Raw genomic sequence first — 14,575 nt, 5'->3', positions numbered from 1 at the left:
CGCAAGGCTGCCCATGAATGTGCCGCAAATTCCCAGGATATGGATGTGCATGACCGGTCTGACCTCGTGAGTGGCCGTGAATGGCCGTAAAAAGGAACGTGCCAAGCCTCCCGTATACACCGCAGGCCGTCAAGACCTTCGTGATCCGCAATCCTGCTCATGAAAAAAGCCGGCATTTGGCGTATCATCGGCGGCCATTACTGAACCAGCAAGAGGCACCAGCCTGAGATGGCCATCAAAAACGCTTTTTACGCTCAATCCGGCGGTGTCACCGCCGTCATTAACGCCAGCGCCTGCGGAGTCATTCAGACTGCGCGCCAATATCCGGACCGCATCGGCAAGATCTACGCCGGCCGCAACGGCATCATCGGCGCTCTTAAGGAAGAGCTGATTGACACCAGCCTTGAAAGCGACAAGGCCATCCAGGCACTGATCCACACCCCCGGTGGCGCATTTGGTTCCTGCCGCCACAAGCTCAAGAATTTCTCTGAAAACAAGCGCGAATACGAGCGCCTGATCGAAGTATTCCGCGCTCACGACATCGGATACTTCTTTTACAACGGTGGCGGCGATTCTCAGGATACGGCCTACAAAGTGTCCCAACTGTCTGAAAAGATGGGTTATCCGATCACCTGCATCGGCGTGCCCAAAACCGTGGACAACGACCTGCCCTTCACCGATTGTTGCCCCGGTTTCGGCTCCGTCGCGAAGTACATCGCCACCTCAACCCTGGAAGCCAGCCTGGACATCAAGTCCATGTGCGAGACCTCCACCAAGGTGTTTATTCTTGAGGTAATGGGCCGTCACGCCGGCTGGATTGCCGCCTCGGGCGGGCTGGCCGGTCAGGGCGAGGGTCAGCCACCCCACATCATTCTGTTCCCGGAGATACCGTTCGACCGTGAAGCGTTTCTCGCGCGGGTGGAATTCTGCGTCAAAGAATACGGCTATTGCGTGGTTGTAGCGTCAGAGGGCGCGCAATACGAGGATGGTCGATTCCTGGCGGACGCCGGAGCCAAAGATGCCTTTGGCCATACCCAACTGGGCGGCGTGGCACCGGCACTGGCCAACATGGTCAAGCAGGCGCTGGGCCACAAGTACCACTGGGCCGTCGCGGATTACCTGCAGCGCAGTGCCCGCCACATTGCCTCCGCCACCGACGTTGAACAGGCCTATGCCGTTGGTAAGGCCGCCGTCGAAATGGCAATGGAAGGCAAGCAGGCGCTGATGGCGACCATCGTTCGTGATCAGGGAAAACCGTATCGCTGGCACATTGGCGAAGCTCCGCTGAGTGACGTCGCCAACCAGGAAAAGAAAATGCCGATCCACTACATCAGCGACGACGGCTTCGGCATCACCCAGGACTGCCGGGATTACCTTGAGCCGCTGATCTATGGCGAGAGTTTCCCCCCGTTTGACAATGGCCTGCCCCGAGTAGCCAGGCTGCAAAACACGTTGGTGGAAAAAAAGCTCAAGACCGACTTCCAGATCTGATCACCCACGCATAAAAAAAGCGCTTGTGGCTAACACCACAAGCGCTTTTTATTGCCGATCTTCAGTTCGCGTTGGCCGCATCCCACTGCTGGACATAACTGACAAATTCATCCGACCCGCCAATGTACTGCTGGCCCACCAGAATTTGCGGCACAGTGAATACCGGGCGGCCAATTCTGTCCGCGATGTCGTCCTTGCTGAGTCCTTCTGCCACCATGTCCACCCAGGTAAAGGGCATCCCCCTGGCTTCGCACAAGTGGCGGACCCGCACACAGAACCCGCAGGACGTACGGCCGTAAATCGTCACATGCTCCATAGCATACTCCTCAATCTCAGACATTCCGGCGGGTAGGCGCCGAGGCTCAAACTGCTGCCATGATGGCATGTCATCAAACCATCACAAAATTGATGCTCTGAATGGCCGCCATAGGAGAGGCTCATGCCACCACCCGCCCACCATCAGGTTTTGAGGCGGCCCAGCTCAGAGTCCAGCACGTTCACTTGCTCATCCAGGGCGTCACCGCTGCTCCGGACGCGCTGAGCAAGCTCACGCAAATCACTGGCGGCATCGCCAATCTGGGTGAGGTTACGGTTGATTTCTTCACTGACTGAACTTTGCTCTTCCGCTGCCGTTGCTACCTGGGTCACATGTTCAACAATGGTACCGATCCGCTCGACGACGGCAGCCAGGGAATGGTCGGCTTCGCGGGTACCTTCTACCGCCAGGGTCGCACGATCCACCCCGGCGCGAATAACCGAGACCGCACCATCAACGTCGCTTTGCAGCCCCTCGATCATATCGCTGATTTCATCGGTGGACTCGCGGGTACGAGACGCCAGTGTGCGCACTTCGTCGGCCACTACGGCAAAACCGCGCCCCTGCTCTCCAGCCCGGGCAGCCTCGATGGCGGCGTTCAGGGCCAGTAGGTTGGTTTGCTCGGCGATACCACGGATCACATCCAGAATGCGGTTGATGTTATCGCTGCGGCCTGCAACCTGGGTTATGGCGGTACTGGCCTGGTCCATGTCTCCGGACAAGGCACCAACGCCATCAACGGCGGTGGTCAGCGTGTCCTGGGTAAACCGCACGCCATCCTGGGCCTGACGCGCGTTATCGGCGGCCTCACCGGCAAAACCGGCTACCTCTCCGGCGGCGGCGCTCATCTCGTTCATCGCGGTGACAACGTTTTCAATATCCTGGTGCTGCCGCTCGGTCTGCGCGTCGGCTTCCCGCGCAATGCCACCGACGTCCGTCGCCTGCTGGCGGACCTGACCGTTTACATTTTTCAGGTCATTGATCATGACCCGTAAGCGCGCCAGGAAGGCATTGAAGCCACCCGCCAGTTCAATCAACTCGGCGTGCGTATCAATGGTCAGCTCTCGGGTCAGATCCCCTTCGGCACTGGCAAGATTCTTCATCCGGTCGCGGATTTCATTCAGCGGCCGCGTGACCGAACGAACCAGCAGAACCAGTATCAGGATCGCGAGAACCGACACCAGCACACCGACCATGGCCTGGCGGCCAGCGGTGGCGCTCACCTCATCGGACAGCAAGCCGGTAATCTGCGCCACTTCGGCCAGCGCCGTTTCCCGGGGCAGCTCAATCAGCAGCGACCACTGCGTACCCGGCAGTTCGATCCCGACCGGGTAAGACACCGCCAGGGTTGTTCCGTCATCGTAACTGCGCTCGCCACGATGCAGCCCGACGAATTCGTCAGCAAGCGCCGGCAATGCTTCCTTGAGTGGACGCCCCAAATGATCAACATAGTGGCTGGAGGCGGCAATCAGGCCTTTGTTGCTCAACAGGGTCACGCGGGACTCGCCCTCGTAGAGCGCCTGACTAACGTCGCGAATGGTCTGCTGCAGGGTAGACAGGTTGATGTCCACGCCCACGACACCGGCAAATTCACCATCGTTAACAATCGGCACCACCAGGCTGGTCATCAGCTCGGTGTAGCCCTCTTCGATTTCGTAGTCGTAGGGCTCCATGATGCAGGGAGTCTTGCTGTCTTTTGAGCACAGATACCATTCCGCCTCCCGAATACCGAATTCATTGCGGCTGTCGAGGTATTTGGTGGCGGGGTCCTCGGTTCTGCTGAACACCACTTCACCGTCGGGAGTCCGGTAGTAATAGATTTCCAGAGTGCCTTCATCGCTGCTGTGCTCTTCCACACCGCCGGTGAAATACCGGTCCTGGCCATCGTAGGCGTCCGGCTCGAACTGGGCATATACCGAACTCAGGCCTTTCTGTTCTTCAAGCACCGCCCCGATGGTTTCCTGCAGGTCTATGCGGCTGATGCGCCCGGAGCTGTCAGCCTGGATGTTGCGGATAATCACATTTCGTACCACTTCCGGCGTCCGGTAGGCTGCGGCAAACAGACCACTCACCAGCTCACCATACTTACCGGCGGTTGCGCTCAGGCGCTCCATCACAATACCCTGCACCGTATCGCGGGTTTCTGTCGTTATCCGGCCCTCCATGTCAGTCAGAGACAATTGGGCGGTGACCACAATACTGACACCCATGATCAGTAGCAGCGTAATCACCAGGGCATAGAGTTTCAGGCGTAACGAGAGCGTTTTCATGGTGATGGAACCTGTACAGTAGCGGTGTTTAACATGAGGCGACAGCTTGGCGTATCTTACCCTGTTTGTGACGGCATTTGCGGCGGCTACGCTGCTTCCGGCTTATTCTGAAATCATGCTGGGAACCATGCTCACCCAGGGCTACTCACTGTGGTGGCTCTGGCTCTGGGCAACGGCGGGCAATACGCTGGGCTCCGTTGTTAACGGGGTTATCGGCCGGCAAGTGGATCGCTTTAAGCATAAACGCTGGTTTCCGGTCTCAGCGCAACAGCTGGAGAAAGCGCGGACGCGGTTCAATCGGTTTGGTCAGTGGTCCCTGCTTCTGGGCTGGCTGCCCCTCGGCGGCGACGCCCTGACCCTCGTTGGCGGGATTATGCGAGTGCCATGGCTGAACTTCGTGATTCTGGTCGCCATCGGCAAAGGCGCGCGTTACGCCTTTGTATTGTGGGTGGTTATGGAAGCGGCCGGAGTGCCTTCTGAATCTGTCCCCTGACCGTAGAGGTAGGCCCTGAGCAGCGTTTCGCCATTGAACTCAGCATTGAGCACGGCAATAAAGGTGTACACGCCAATCAGCTTGCGGTTCAGGAACACAAATTCTTTCGGTGGTACCCGGAAATAACGGTTAATGGCGGACCTGGCAGCCTGGCGGGCGACCCTGGAAGGCAGATCGCTCTGTTTCCAGCGATATTCCCCATGCTCATTGACCGCGTGCTCCGGCCACTGCGCAGGATCTTTCGACAGCGGCTCAAGGACAGACATACAAACCTGCCCGAACTTGTCCAGCACGTCTTCAGGCCAGTCGCGACTCATAAAACGAAGCGTTACCCCACCATCGATCACGGCCGGGAGGTCGCCTTCGTACGACGCACGAATCATCTGGATAACCGGGTCAAGAAATTCGCTGGTGTAGGCCTGCACGGCACCGAAGTCCAGCAACACGATTTGATCGTAACCCGGATCGGCACCCTGCTCGCCGGCAATGCGGATACGGTAGTTACCGAAGTTCGGGTCCGTCTGAATCTCGCCCCAGACAAAAAGCTCGCGGAAGAACAGCTCCAGAGCCGCACGCCCCAATTCGGTACGACGCGCCAGCGGCAATTCCCGCACGGCCACTGAGCTCACCGAATGCCCATGCTCGTAGGTGGACGCAATCACATGGGTCGTGGAAAACTCCTCCAGCACACGCGGCACCACGAAGCGCGGATCGGCGATCAACATCTGGCGGAATTTTTCGGTGGTGCGGGCTTCCAGCCGATAGTCCACTTCCCGGTGCATCATATCTCGCACCTCTTCCAGCCAGTCGTTGAACTCCGGCCCGAAAGACACCAGCCTCGCAATTTTCAGCAACTGGGCCACTGCGTTGAGATCGCTGTCCACCGCATCCGCCACGCCCGGATACTGCACCTTGAGCACCAGCTCCAGACCATCCTCTTTGCGGCGTGCCCGATGCACCTGCCCCAGCGACGCCGCCCCTATCGGGTCCGGGTCCACGTCCAGCTCAGCCAGCCGTTCAGCGCCCAGTTCATCGTTCAGGACGCGCTCGATGGCGCTCCATTCCAGTGAGGTGGTCTGGTCTTCCAGGGTATGCAGTGCTTCGGTGACTTCATCCGGCAAAAAATGTTCGCCATAGAGCGCCATGACCTGGCCGATCTTGACCACGCTGCCCTTCAGCTTGCCCAGCTCGTCGACCAGAAACTGAGCCTGGCTGGACAGCATGGCGCGGTGTCGTTGATCACGGGTTTCACGACTGCTGAACCAGTTGGTCGCCATATGGGACGCCATCCGCGTGCCTGCAAACAATCCGGCCCGGGTGAGGGTGAGCCGGCGCTCAAAGCTTCCGGTCTTGATTCTTGAAACCGATGTTCCCCGTTTTTTGGATACCATCAAATACCTGCGCGGTTCATAAGTGTCAGCCCCTGGGCAATTACCACCATTATACGGACAGGATACGCCCCGAACCTAACTGGCTGGCCGGAGCCTAAGCGGCCTTGTGGCCAATGCTTTGCGCCTTCCCGACGTATATGAATGAAACGTTTTCAACTCTTTACGTTTTAACACAATCCAGCACATCGAATCCGGCTAGTATATTCGCACGGGTCTGTTCAGCGGCCCAACCATAACACCAGAACAACAAGACCTGAAAATGACGCCAGAAACAACAAAGCAATTCGGTGCCGATTTATCCCAGTTCCGGGTTAGAGGAGAGATCCCTGTACCCACCCTCATCGGATGGTTGACGCTGGCTGCTGTGCCGTTGCTGGCCTTATTTGCTTACCGGTCCTTTTTACAGGGAGACTCCACCACACCGACACTGCTGGTGGTGTTCGCCGGGCTGCTGGCAGCCAACGGCCTGGTCTATCTTGTTACCACGCACACCACGCTTCAGCGGCGCGGTTTTATTGCCATTACCACGGCTCTGTTTGTCTATCTGGCAGTGAGTGCGGCTGAGGATGGATCCGCCATCATCTGGCTGTTCGCGTATCCGCCGATTATTTTTTATATCAGTCAGTCGAAGATCGGGGTCATTGCCTGCGGCGGCGGGTTGGCCGCCGTCGCCCTGCTCTTCAGCCCAATAGGCGACCTGATTTTTGACTCCCCGTACACCACGAGCTTCAGGCTGACCATGCTGGCAGTTCTCGCCTTTGAGATGTCTACCTGTTATGTGCTGGACCAAAGCCGGCGGCGGAGCAAACTCAGCTTGCTGCGACTCGCCAACGAATTCGAGTACGCAGCCAAGCACGATGCGCTGACCGGACTGGCCAACCGCCGGGAACTCATGGCCCAACTGGAACACGAATACCAGCGTTACCTACGCAATGCACGCAGCTTCTCCGTCCTGCTGATGGACATTGATCTGTTCAAGAGCGTTAACGATAACTACGGGCACCATGTAGGTGACGACATAATCGTGATGGTGGCATCGACGCTCAGGGAGCAGTGCCGAAAGGTAGATACGTTATCCCGCTGGGGCGGTGAAGAGTATCTGGTGCTCCTGCCGGAGACAGGCACAAAGGAAGCGGTGCAGACTGCCAACCGGGTTCGTGAAGCCGTGGCCAGCCAGTCGGCGGATGCTGAGGGGCAGAAGATCACTGCGACGGTCAGCATTGGGGTGGCCACCATCACTGGTTCGGAATCCGTTGATCGGCTACTGCAACGTGCGGATGAAGCCCTGTACCAGGCCAAAACCCTGGGGCGCAATACGGTTTGCAGTTCCGAAGAACCCGGCAAAGGCAGTGAGTAAGCCGCTTACCAACCGCTGAGAAACTCGACCTGATCGTGCCCAAGACCCGCCACCAATTCTTGCGCCAGCTTGCCGGAAAAATCCGCAACGGTTGCCCCGGTCACAAAATCACTGACCTGGCACATGGGCATATCAACAAACCCACAGGGATTGATACGACGGAAGGGCTCCATATCCATGGCAATATTCAGGGCAAGGCCGTGAAACGAGCAACCACGGCGAACACGTAATCCCAGCGAGGCTATCTTGGCTCCACTCACGTAGACACCGGGGGCGTCCGGCCGCGGAGCTGCGGTTATTCCGGCTCCCGCAAGCACCCTCACAATCGCCTGCTCAATCTCATTCACCAGCGTTCGCACACCCAACTTCAACCGCTGAAGGTCTAACATCAGGTAGATCACCAGTTGGCCCGGCCCGTGGTAGGTCACCTGCCCACCACGGTCGACCTGGATAACGGGTATCGAGCCCGGCGCGAGAATATGCTCCGCTTTCCCGGCCTGGCCCTGGGTATAAACGCGTGGATGCTCAAGGCACCAGATTTCATCCGCCACGGCGTCATCCCGGCTCGCGGTGAGGGCCTTCATCGCCTCCCAGGTTTCCAGGTACGGTTGTTCACCGAGCGAACGAACTATCAGCTGCGTCATCCGGTCAAAGCACCATGTGAACCCGGCCGCTGGCCTTCAGATCCTCGAACAGTGCTTTCAACTGTGCCTCACCCGTCGCTACGATCGTCAACTGAACCGATGTATACCGGCCACCACGACTGCTTTTCTGTGAAACATCCGTTTCCTGGATGCCAGGGGCGTGCTGCTCGACGACTTCAACCACAAACTCGGTAAAATCCGGCGCTGCATCGCCTATAACCCTGATCACATAATCGCAGGGAAATTCTATCTTCGGTGCTTTGGGCTCACTCATGCCGGCATACTCCTGTCACATCGACGGCCGTCATTAAAACAACTGCACGAAAAACAGCTTGATGGCATCCCACAGGCGCTTGAAAAGCCCGCCTTCCGGTACATCACTCAGCGCCAGAACCGGCTGGTCCACGATGACATCGTCACCCAATTTGACCTGAACGCGGCCCAGCTCGTCACCGACCTTGATGGGTGCCTTAATGACGGAATCGAGATCCACCGTGGACTCGAGGGAATCGCGGGAACCTCGGGGGATGATGACATTGACTTCTTCAGTCACGCCAACCGCCAGTTCGTCATCACGGCCACCCCAGATGCGGGCCTCGATCAACTCCTGACCGGCACCGAACAGGGTTTCACTCTCATAGTAACGAAATCCGTAGTTCAGCATTTTCTGAACTTCCTGAGCGCGCGCACGCGTGCTGTCTGTTCCCATCACGACGGCGATCATGCGGGTATCGTTACGCTTTGCCGACGCCACCAGACAATAACCGGCCTCCTCTGTATGACCGGTCTTGAGGCCATCAACGCTGTTGTCACGCCAAAGCAGGCTATTACGGTTGGGCTGGCGGATATTGTTGTAGGTAAAATGCTTCTCCGCATAAAGCGGATAGTTCTCCGGGTAATCGTTGATAATCGCCTTGGCGAGTAACGCCAGATCATTGGCGGTTGAAAAATGATCCGGGGCTGGCAGACCGGTCGCGTTCTTAAACCGGGTGCTTTTCATGCCCAACAGTTGCGCCTGCTGGTTCATGATGTCCACAAACGCTTCTTCGCTGCCGGCGATGAATTCCGCCAGCGCCACCGAAGCATCGTTACCCGACTGAATAACGACACCTTTCAGCAGGTTCTCAACGGACACGGTCGTGCCTTCCTGCACAAAGGTCCGGGAGCCTTCAGTCTGCCAGGCGTTGACACTGATGGGCACCATGTCCGACATGGAAATACGCCCCTCGTCCAGCTCCCGCTCAACTATGTAGGCGGTCATCATTTTGGTCAGGCTGGCCGGTGGCAGGCGCTCGTTACTGTTCTCATCCATCAGCACCTTGCCGCTGAGAGGGTCCATGAGGACGTACGAGCTTGCCGCCACCTGGGGCGGAGATGGGATCAGGACTGTCTGAGCGCTGGCCTGACCAAAAAGTGTCAATGCCAGCAGCAAAGCGGAAGTAAGCGCGCGGAAAACTGAATTTATTACCATGGGTCCATTCATTCGTCGTTAGGGGTGTCTTTGGTTTTTCTAATGGGAATCGGTCAGCAGTATGGTCTGGCCAAACCCCCGGTTTTCAAGTCTTGCCTGAGCTTGTTTTGCTTCGTCGGGATTGCTGAACGGGCCAACCTGAACCCGATGGAAGCGACCGGACGCGGTGTCCACCGCCCTGACTCTCATCGGGTCAGCAATCGCATCGCGAGCCTTACCAAGCAGAATTTCGGCGGGGCTGCGACTGCTGAAGGAACCCAGCTGCACAAACAGTGCTGAGTCTTTCCCGGAGCTTTGGGGGTTGTCAGCAATCTGTTCTACCGGAACCGTCTCGCCTCCACCGGGAAACGGTTTGCCCGCAAGCGTCATGGTGCCATTTTTTGCCACCGAAATGGCCGCCACTTCTACTCGTGCCGTTCCCTTGCCCTGATAACCCAACTTTTTCGCCGCCGCATAAGACAGATCGATCAATCGGTCGCCATGAAAGGGCCCCCGGTCATTGACCCGGACCACCACAGAGCGGCCGTTGTCCAGATTCGTCACCCGTGCGTAACCCGGAATCCGAAGGCTTTTGTGGGCCGCCGTCATGGTATACATGTCAAACACTTCGCCATTGGAAGTTTTGTGGCCGTGAAATTTCTCGCCATACCAACTGGCAGTACCACGCTCCACATACCCGTCATTACTATCGATCACATGGTACTGTTTGCCCCAGACCGTGTAAGTCGATTTGTTGCCCGCCGATCTGGGCGCTTCATAACGGGGCTTGGCGTCCACCAGGCCGGAGGCATCAAAATCACCGCCCGGTGCCCGATCCTGAGAAATTGTGTATCGTGACGAAGGCTCTTTTTCGGGCACCGGCGACGATGCGCAACCCGATATCATCACTGACATCACTAACGCCATCCACTGCATCAAAAACGGACGTTTGATTACCACCGATCAGGGTTCCTGTGTCTGTTCGCTGTTATTTTCATGTTTATCCAGTGCTCTGCCGAGCTCTCCGGCCAGTTCAAAGACGGCCATCGCATAAAGGTGACTGTGATTGTAGCGGGTTATCACGTAAAAGTTATGGTACGTCAGCCAAAGTTCGGGCCCGTCCTTCCCCTCCAGCAGGATCGCCCGTGCCGGGGAGCTACGATCATCCACCAGTTCAGGCGTCAGCCCGGCGTTTCGATAGTCACTGACCGTGAGCTGCGGTTTCAGTTCCCCGGTTAACAGCGGGGAGTCCGCAGGAAGCTGCCCATCCAACGGTTCAGCAACCGGCCCATCCGGGTGCCAGTGATGAGCACTGAAGTAGTTCGCCACACTGCCGATGGCATCCACCGGATTGCCAAGAAGGTCAGCGATATCGTCGCCGTCGAAGTCGATCGCGAAATTGCGGTAGCTGCTGGAGATGAACTGACCGTAGCCCATGGCCCCGGCATAGGAGCCTTTCACCGCTAACGGGTCAAGCCCCTGCTCTCGCGTCATCAACAGATACTGCACCAGTTCACTGCGAAAAAACCGGCTACGGGGGGGATAGTCAAACGCCAGGGTCGCCAAAGCGTCCAGCACGCGATACTTTCCCTTGTAATTGCCATACCAGGTTTCAACGCCGATGATGCCGGCAATGACGGTGGCCGGCACGCCAAACTCAGCCTCTGCGCGGGCAAAAGCTTCTTCATGCTTCCTGAGAAATGCCGCCCCTTGCTCCACCCGTTCCGGCTTGATGAATATCTTCCGGTATTCGCCCCAGGTCAGGGTCCGCTCAGCGGGCCGACGAATCGACTCAAGAATGTCATCGCTACGGGCGGCGTCCGCCAGCAAGGCCTTAACCCGATCACCCTCGAAACCGTATTTCGTCTCCATTTCATCGACAAACGCACGCCCCTCCAGTGAGGTGTCATAGCCTTTGCCATAGACTTGAGGCGCAAGCAGGAGCATGGCCAGAAGAAGCCACCTGGATAAGTGATAAAAGCGTGGGATACACAACATTGTCATGACTTGCCTATGCCGTAATAGCCGTTCGGTCGGCGCTTCAGAGAAGACTCCGCCACCGCAGTCAAACCGCCGGTACAGTACCACGGAGCGCGGGATGCGAGTATTACCCACCGTCCATGGTCAGGCGCTGATCATCCGCCGGTGGGTGTGTATTGACATGAGCACGCCGAAGGCCGCCATCAGGGTGACGCTCGAGGTTCCACCGTAGCTGACCAGGGGCAGCGGCACGCCCACCACAGGAAGCAGCCCGCTAACCATCCCCACATTCACGAAAATATAGGTAAAGAACGTCATGGTAAGCGCCCCGGCCAGCAACCGGCTGAAAGAATCCTGAGCCGTGGCCGCGATGTACAGGCACCGAAGAATGATCAGCAAATACAGAGTGATCAGCGCCAGCATGCCGATAAACCCGAATTCCTCGGCCAGCACCGCCACGATGAAGTCAGTGTGACTTTCAGGCAAAAATTCCAGGTGGGATTGCGTGCCCTGAAGCCAGCCCTTGCCGTCGATCCCCCCTGACCCTATCGCGGTTTTCGACTGAATGATGTTCCAGCCGGCTCCAAGCGGATCGCTTTGTGGGTCGAGAAGCGTCAGTACTCGCTGCTTTTGATAGTCTCGCATGGCAAAAAACCACATCAGCGGTGCCGCCACGGATAGCATGCCAACGAAGGTTCCTATCAATCGCCAACTCATTCCGGCAAAAAACACCACGAACAGCCCCGCCGTGCCGACCAACAGCGAGGTTCCCAGATCGGGCTGCAAGATGATCATCGCCATTGGAAGTAGCACAATCCCCAGCGAAACGGCGACCGATGAAAGGCGGGGCGGCAGAAAGTGGCGGGAGAGATACCAGGCGGTCATCATCGGTACCACAAGTTTCATCAGCTCAGAGGGCTGAAAGCGTGGCAACCCCGGAATTGCCAGCCAACGCTGGGCCCCCTTTGCGCCTACACCGAACAGTAACACGGCTACCAGGCCGGCGACCCCGGCGAGGTACAGCCAAGGGGCCCAACGCTTGAATACAGCGGGGTCCAGTTGGGCGAACACGATCATCACCACCAGGGCGACCACCATGCGCACCCCCTGAGCTTTCACCACTTCGATGTTTTGGTCTGCACCGCTATAGAGCACCACCAGCCCGCCGCCAATCAGCAGCAACAGGAGTGTCAGCAGAATCGGGTCGATGTGGAGCGCTGAAAACAGGCCCCGGGGCCTGGTCAACGGATGGCTAGACGACTGCCCCAGACTTTTTCCGAGCATTACTCTGCGCCCTCTGCCGTGGTGCCCGTAACCAGTGCCTTGCCTTCCTCAGGGAAACCCAACAGCCAGGCGTCAAACAGCGCCCTTCCGACAGGCGCGGCGGTTCCGCTGCCACTGCCGCCATTTTCCACAATGATGGCAACGGCGATCTGGGGGTCATCGACCGGTGCAAAACCGACAAACAGAGCGTGATCCCGCAACCGCTCACGCACGTCTTCCTCTTCGTATTCCTCATCTTCCGCCAGGCTGAAGACCTGCGCAGTGCCGGTTTTACCCGCCATACGATACGGAGCGCCCCGGGCCGCACCACGGGCGGTTCCTTTGGTGCCATGCATCACTTCGGCCATCGAATCCACAACAAATTCCCAGTCATCCGGATTTTTCAGTATCAGCGGGTCATGATCCGACGGCGGCAGAAATTCCTCGACCGAACGATCACCCTTGATGTCTCTGAGCAAGCGTGGTTCAACCCAGTGCCCTCGGTTGGCGATCAGCGACGTAGCGGTGGCCAGCTGCAAAGGCGTAGCCAGCATGAACCCCTGCCCAATCCCCAAATTTACTGAATCACCAGGGTACCAAGGCTCATTGTGTACCGCCTGCTTCCAGTCACGGGATGGGAGCAGACCGCTGAGAGCACCTGACACGTCAAGCGTGGCATCCTCGCCAAAACCAAAGGCGGAAAGATACTCATGCATGGTGTCTATCCCCATTTCAACACCCATTTGGTAAAAATAGGTGTCAGTGGACTGAGCCATAGCATCCATCAGATTGACCCAACCGTGGCCTGTGCGCTTCCAGTTCCGGTAACGCCGGCCACCCTCTCGCAGCTGAAAGTAGCCCGGATCCCAGATTGCTTTCTCACGGGTAGTCACACCACTGTCCAGCGCGGCAATGGCGAGCATGGGTTTGAGCGTCGAACCGGGCGGATATTGCCCGCGGAGGGCACGGTTGAACAGCGGCTTGTCTAAATCTTCACTTAACCCGCGATAGTCTTTCACGCTGATGCCCGTCACAAGCTGGTTGGCATCGAACCCTGGCACACTGGCCAGAGCCAAAAGCCCACCGGTCTTCGGTTCAACGGCAATAATCGCCCCCCGCCGGCCATCCAGTAATTCGTGGGCAAGGCGCTGCAGTCTCAGATCCAGGTGTAGTTGTATGTTCTCCCCCGGTACCGGGTTTTGGCGCTCCAGCACCCGGAGCGTGCGACCTCGAGCGTTGGTTTCCACATGCTGATAGCCAACCCGGCCATGCAGCATGGACTCATAAAAGCGTTCGATACCGGATTTGCCGATGTAGTGGGTGCCGGCGTAATTCACCGGATCAATCCGCTGCAGTTCATCGCGATTAATCCGACCGACAAACCCCAACGCGTGAGCGGTAAGCTCACTATGCGGGTAATAGCGAACCAGCTCTGCGGACACCTCCACACCTGGCAACTCATGGCGATGAACCGCAAGGCTGGCAATTTCCTGTTCATTGAGGTCGTAGCGCAAGGGTATAGGCTGGAAGGGGCGACGTGGCTCTTGCAGGCGGCGCTGGAAACGCTCCAGGTCTTCGTCGGAGATGTCCAGAACGGTACCCAGCTTAGAAAGGGTCTCGTCCATGCCATCAACACGCTCAGGGACCAGAGTAACGCCGAACACCGGCCGATTCTCTGCAAGAAGTTCATCGTTACGATCGTAAACCAGCCCACGTGGCGGGGCCACGGACTGAACCTGAACACGGTTCTTATCAGACAGCGTCGTGTAAATATCGTGCTCAACGACCTGAAGCTGATACATGCGGGCCACCAGGAGGCCCAGCATAAGCAGGACAATAAACACCACGACCGTGGTTCGCCGCTGAAACAGGCGGCGTTCGGCAGCGATGTCCTTGAACTCTCCCCAGGGCATGATGCGT

The 14,575-nt window shown here is 57.7% G+C and carries 13 protein-coding genes; 3 read left to right on the top strand and 10 right to left on the bottom strand.

What is annotated here, in order from left to right; all coding sequences use genetic code 11:
* Positions 1-228: 228 nt before the first annotated feature.
* Positions 229-1,491, top strand: a complete 1,263-nt coding sequence (locus tag WD429_RS13570) for a 6-phosphofructokinase (protein WP_368422715.1) — start codon at positions 229-231, stop codon at positions 1,489-1,491.
* Positions 1,492-1,552: 61 nt separating this feature from the next.
* On the opposite strand, the gene WD429_RS13565 is transcribed toward WD429_RS13570, so the two are convergent.
* Both WD429_RS13565 and WD429_RS13560 read right to left on the bottom strand, forming a co-directional pair.
* Positions 1,553-1,807, bottom strand: coding sequence for a GrxA family glutaredoxin (locus tag WD429_RS13565; RefSeq protein WP_368422714.1), 255 nt, complete (start codon positions 1,805-1,807; stop codon positions 1,553-1,555).
* A 143-nt stretch (positions 1,808-1,950) separates the two neighbouring features.
* On the bottom strand, positions 1,951-4,077 hold the full coding sequence (locus WD429_RS13560; protein WP_368422713.1) for a methyl-accepting chemotaxis protein: 2,127 nt from the start codon (positions 4,075-4,077) through the stop codon (positions 1,951-1,953).
* 46 nt (positions 4,078-4,123) lie between these two features.
* Here WD429_RS13560 and WD429_RS13555 point away from each other — a divergent pair, with 46 nt between their 5' ends.
* The gene (locus tag WD429_RS13555) at positions 4,124-4,570 is read left to right on the top strand and encodes a YqaA family protein (protein WP_368422712.1); all 447 of its coding nucleotides are present in this window, start codon (positions 4,124-4,126) and stop codon (positions 4,568-4,570) included.
* Here WD429_RS13555 and WD429_RS13550 read toward each other — a convergent pair.
* Positions 4,507-5,961: an ABC1 kinase family protein gene (locus WD429_RS13550; protein WP_368422711.1), complete on the bottom strand. Its 1,455-nt coding sequence runs from the start codon at positions 5,959-5,961 to the stop codon at positions 4,507-4,509. The genes WD429_RS13555 and WD429_RS13550 overlap by 64 nt on opposite strands.
* 259 nt (positions 5,962-6,220) lie before the next feature.
* Between WD429_RS13550 and WD429_RS13545 the strand changes: the two genes are divergently transcribed.
* Positions 6,221-7,318, top strand: a complete 1,098-nt coding sequence (locus WD429_RS13545; protein ID WP_368422710.1) for a GGDEF domain-containing protein — start codon at positions 6,221-6,223, stop codon at positions 7,316-7,318.
* A gap of 5 nt (positions 7,319-7,323) precedes the next feature.
* Here the strand turns inward: WD429_RS13545 and lipB are convergent, their stop codons facing one another.
* From lipB to mrdA, 7 genes are all read right to left on the bottom strand, one after another.
* Complete coding sequence (gene lipB / locus WD429_RS13540) at positions 7,324-7,962, bottom strand: lipoyl(octanoyl) transferase LipB (RefSeq protein ID WP_368422709.1); 639 nt, start codon at positions 7,960-7,962, stop codon at positions 7,324-7,326.
* Between the two features lie 4 nt (positions 7,963-7,966).
* Positions 7,967-8,236, bottom strand: coding sequence for a YbeD family protein (locus tag WD429_RS13535; RefSeq protein ID WP_368422708.1), 270 nt, complete (start codon positions 8,234-8,236; stop codon positions 7,967-7,969).
* Between the two features lie 33 nt (positions 8,237-8,269).
* Positions 8,270-9,433 (bottom strand): D-alanyl-D-alanine carboxypeptidase family protein, encoded by a 1,164-nt coding sequence (locus tag WD429_RS13530; protein WP_368422707.1) that lies wholly within the window; start codon positions 9,431-9,433, stop codon positions 8,270-8,272.
* 39 nt (positions 9,434-9,472) lie between these two features.
* A complete protein-coding gene (locus WD429_RS13525; RefSeq protein ID WP_368422718.1) occupies positions 9,473-10,348 on the bottom strand; it encodes a septal ring lytic transglycosylase RlpA family protein in 876 nt (291 codons plus the stop codon).
* A 27-nt stretch (positions 10,349-10,375) separates the two neighbouring features.
* Positions 10,376-11,359, bottom strand: coding sequence for a lytic murein transglycosylase B (gene mltB, locus WD429_RS13520; RefSeq protein WP_368422706.1), 984 nt, complete (start codon positions 11,357-11,359; stop codon positions 10,376-10,378).
* Positions 11,360-11,536: 177 nt separating this feature from the next.
* A complete protein-coding gene (gene rodA, locus WD429_RS13515) occupies positions 11,537-12,676 on the bottom strand; it encodes a rod shape-determining protein RodA (protein WP_368422705.1) in 1,140 nt (379 codons plus the stop codon).
* The gene (mrdA, locus tag WD429_RS13510) at positions 12,676-14,568 is read right to left on the bottom strand and encodes a penicillin-binding protein 2 (protein WP_368422704.1); all 1,893 of its coding nucleotides are present in this window, start codon (positions 14,566-14,568) and stop codon (positions 12,676-12,678) included. Before mrdA ends, rodA begins: the two co-directional genes overlap by 1 nt.
* Positions 14,569-14,575: the final 7 nt, after the last annotated feature.

The sequence above is a fragment of the Marinobacter sp. genome, from assembly GCF_040904845.1.
Lineage (GTDB): Bacteria > Pseudomonadota > Gammaproteobacteria > Pseudomonadales > Oleiphilaceae > Marinobacter.
Note: the sequence above shows the minus strand (reverse complement) of the source record. Positions and strands in the feature narration are given on the sequence as shown.

Coding starts and splice junctions, on each gene's coding strand:
- WD429_RS13570 (WP_368422715.1), top strand. CDS start 229: ATGGCCATCAAAAACGCTTTTTACGCTCAATCCGGCGGTGTCACCGCC.
- WD429_RS13565 (WP_368422714.1), bottom strand. CDS start 1,807: ATGGAGCATGTGACGATTTACGGCCGTACGTCCTGCGGGTTCTGTGTG.
- WD429_RS13560 (WP_368422713.1), bottom strand. CDS start 4,077: ATGAAAACGCTCTCGTTACGCCTGAAACTCTATGCCCTGGTGATTACG.
- WD429_RS13550 (WP_368422711.1), bottom strand. CDS start 5,961: ATGGTATCCAAAAAACGGGGAACATCGGTTTCAAGAATCAAGACCGGA.
- WD429_RS13545 (WP_368422710.1), top strand. CDS start 6,221: ATGACGCCAGAAACAACAAAGCAATTCGGTGCCGATTTATCCCAGTTC.
- lipB (WP_368422709.1), bottom strand. CDS start 7,962: ATGACGCAGCTGATAGTTCGTTCGCTCGGTGAACAACCGTACCTGGAA.
- WD429_RS13535 (WP_368422708.1), bottom strand. CDS start 8,236: ATGAGTGAGCCCAAAGCACCGAAGATAGAATTTCCCTGCGATTATGTG.
- WD429_RS13530 (WP_368422707.1), bottom strand. CDS start 9,433: ATGGTAATAAATTCAGTTTTCCGCGCGCTTACTTCCGCTTTGCTGCTG.
- WD429_RS13525 (WP_368422718.1), bottom strand. CDS start 10,348: ATGCAGTGGATGGCGTTAGTGATGTCAGTGATGATATCGGGTTGCGCA.
- mltB (WP_368422706.1), bottom strand. CDS start 11,359: ATGCTCCTGCTTGCGCCTCAAGTCTATGGCAAAGGCTATGACACCTCA.
- rodA (WP_368422705.1), bottom strand. CDS start 12,676: ATGCTCGGAAAAAGTCTGGGGCAGTCGTCTAGCCATCCGTTGACCAGG.
- mrdA (WP_368422704.1), bottom strand. CDS start 14,568: ATGCCCTGGGGAGAGTTCAAGGACATCGCTGCCGAACGCCGCCTGTTT.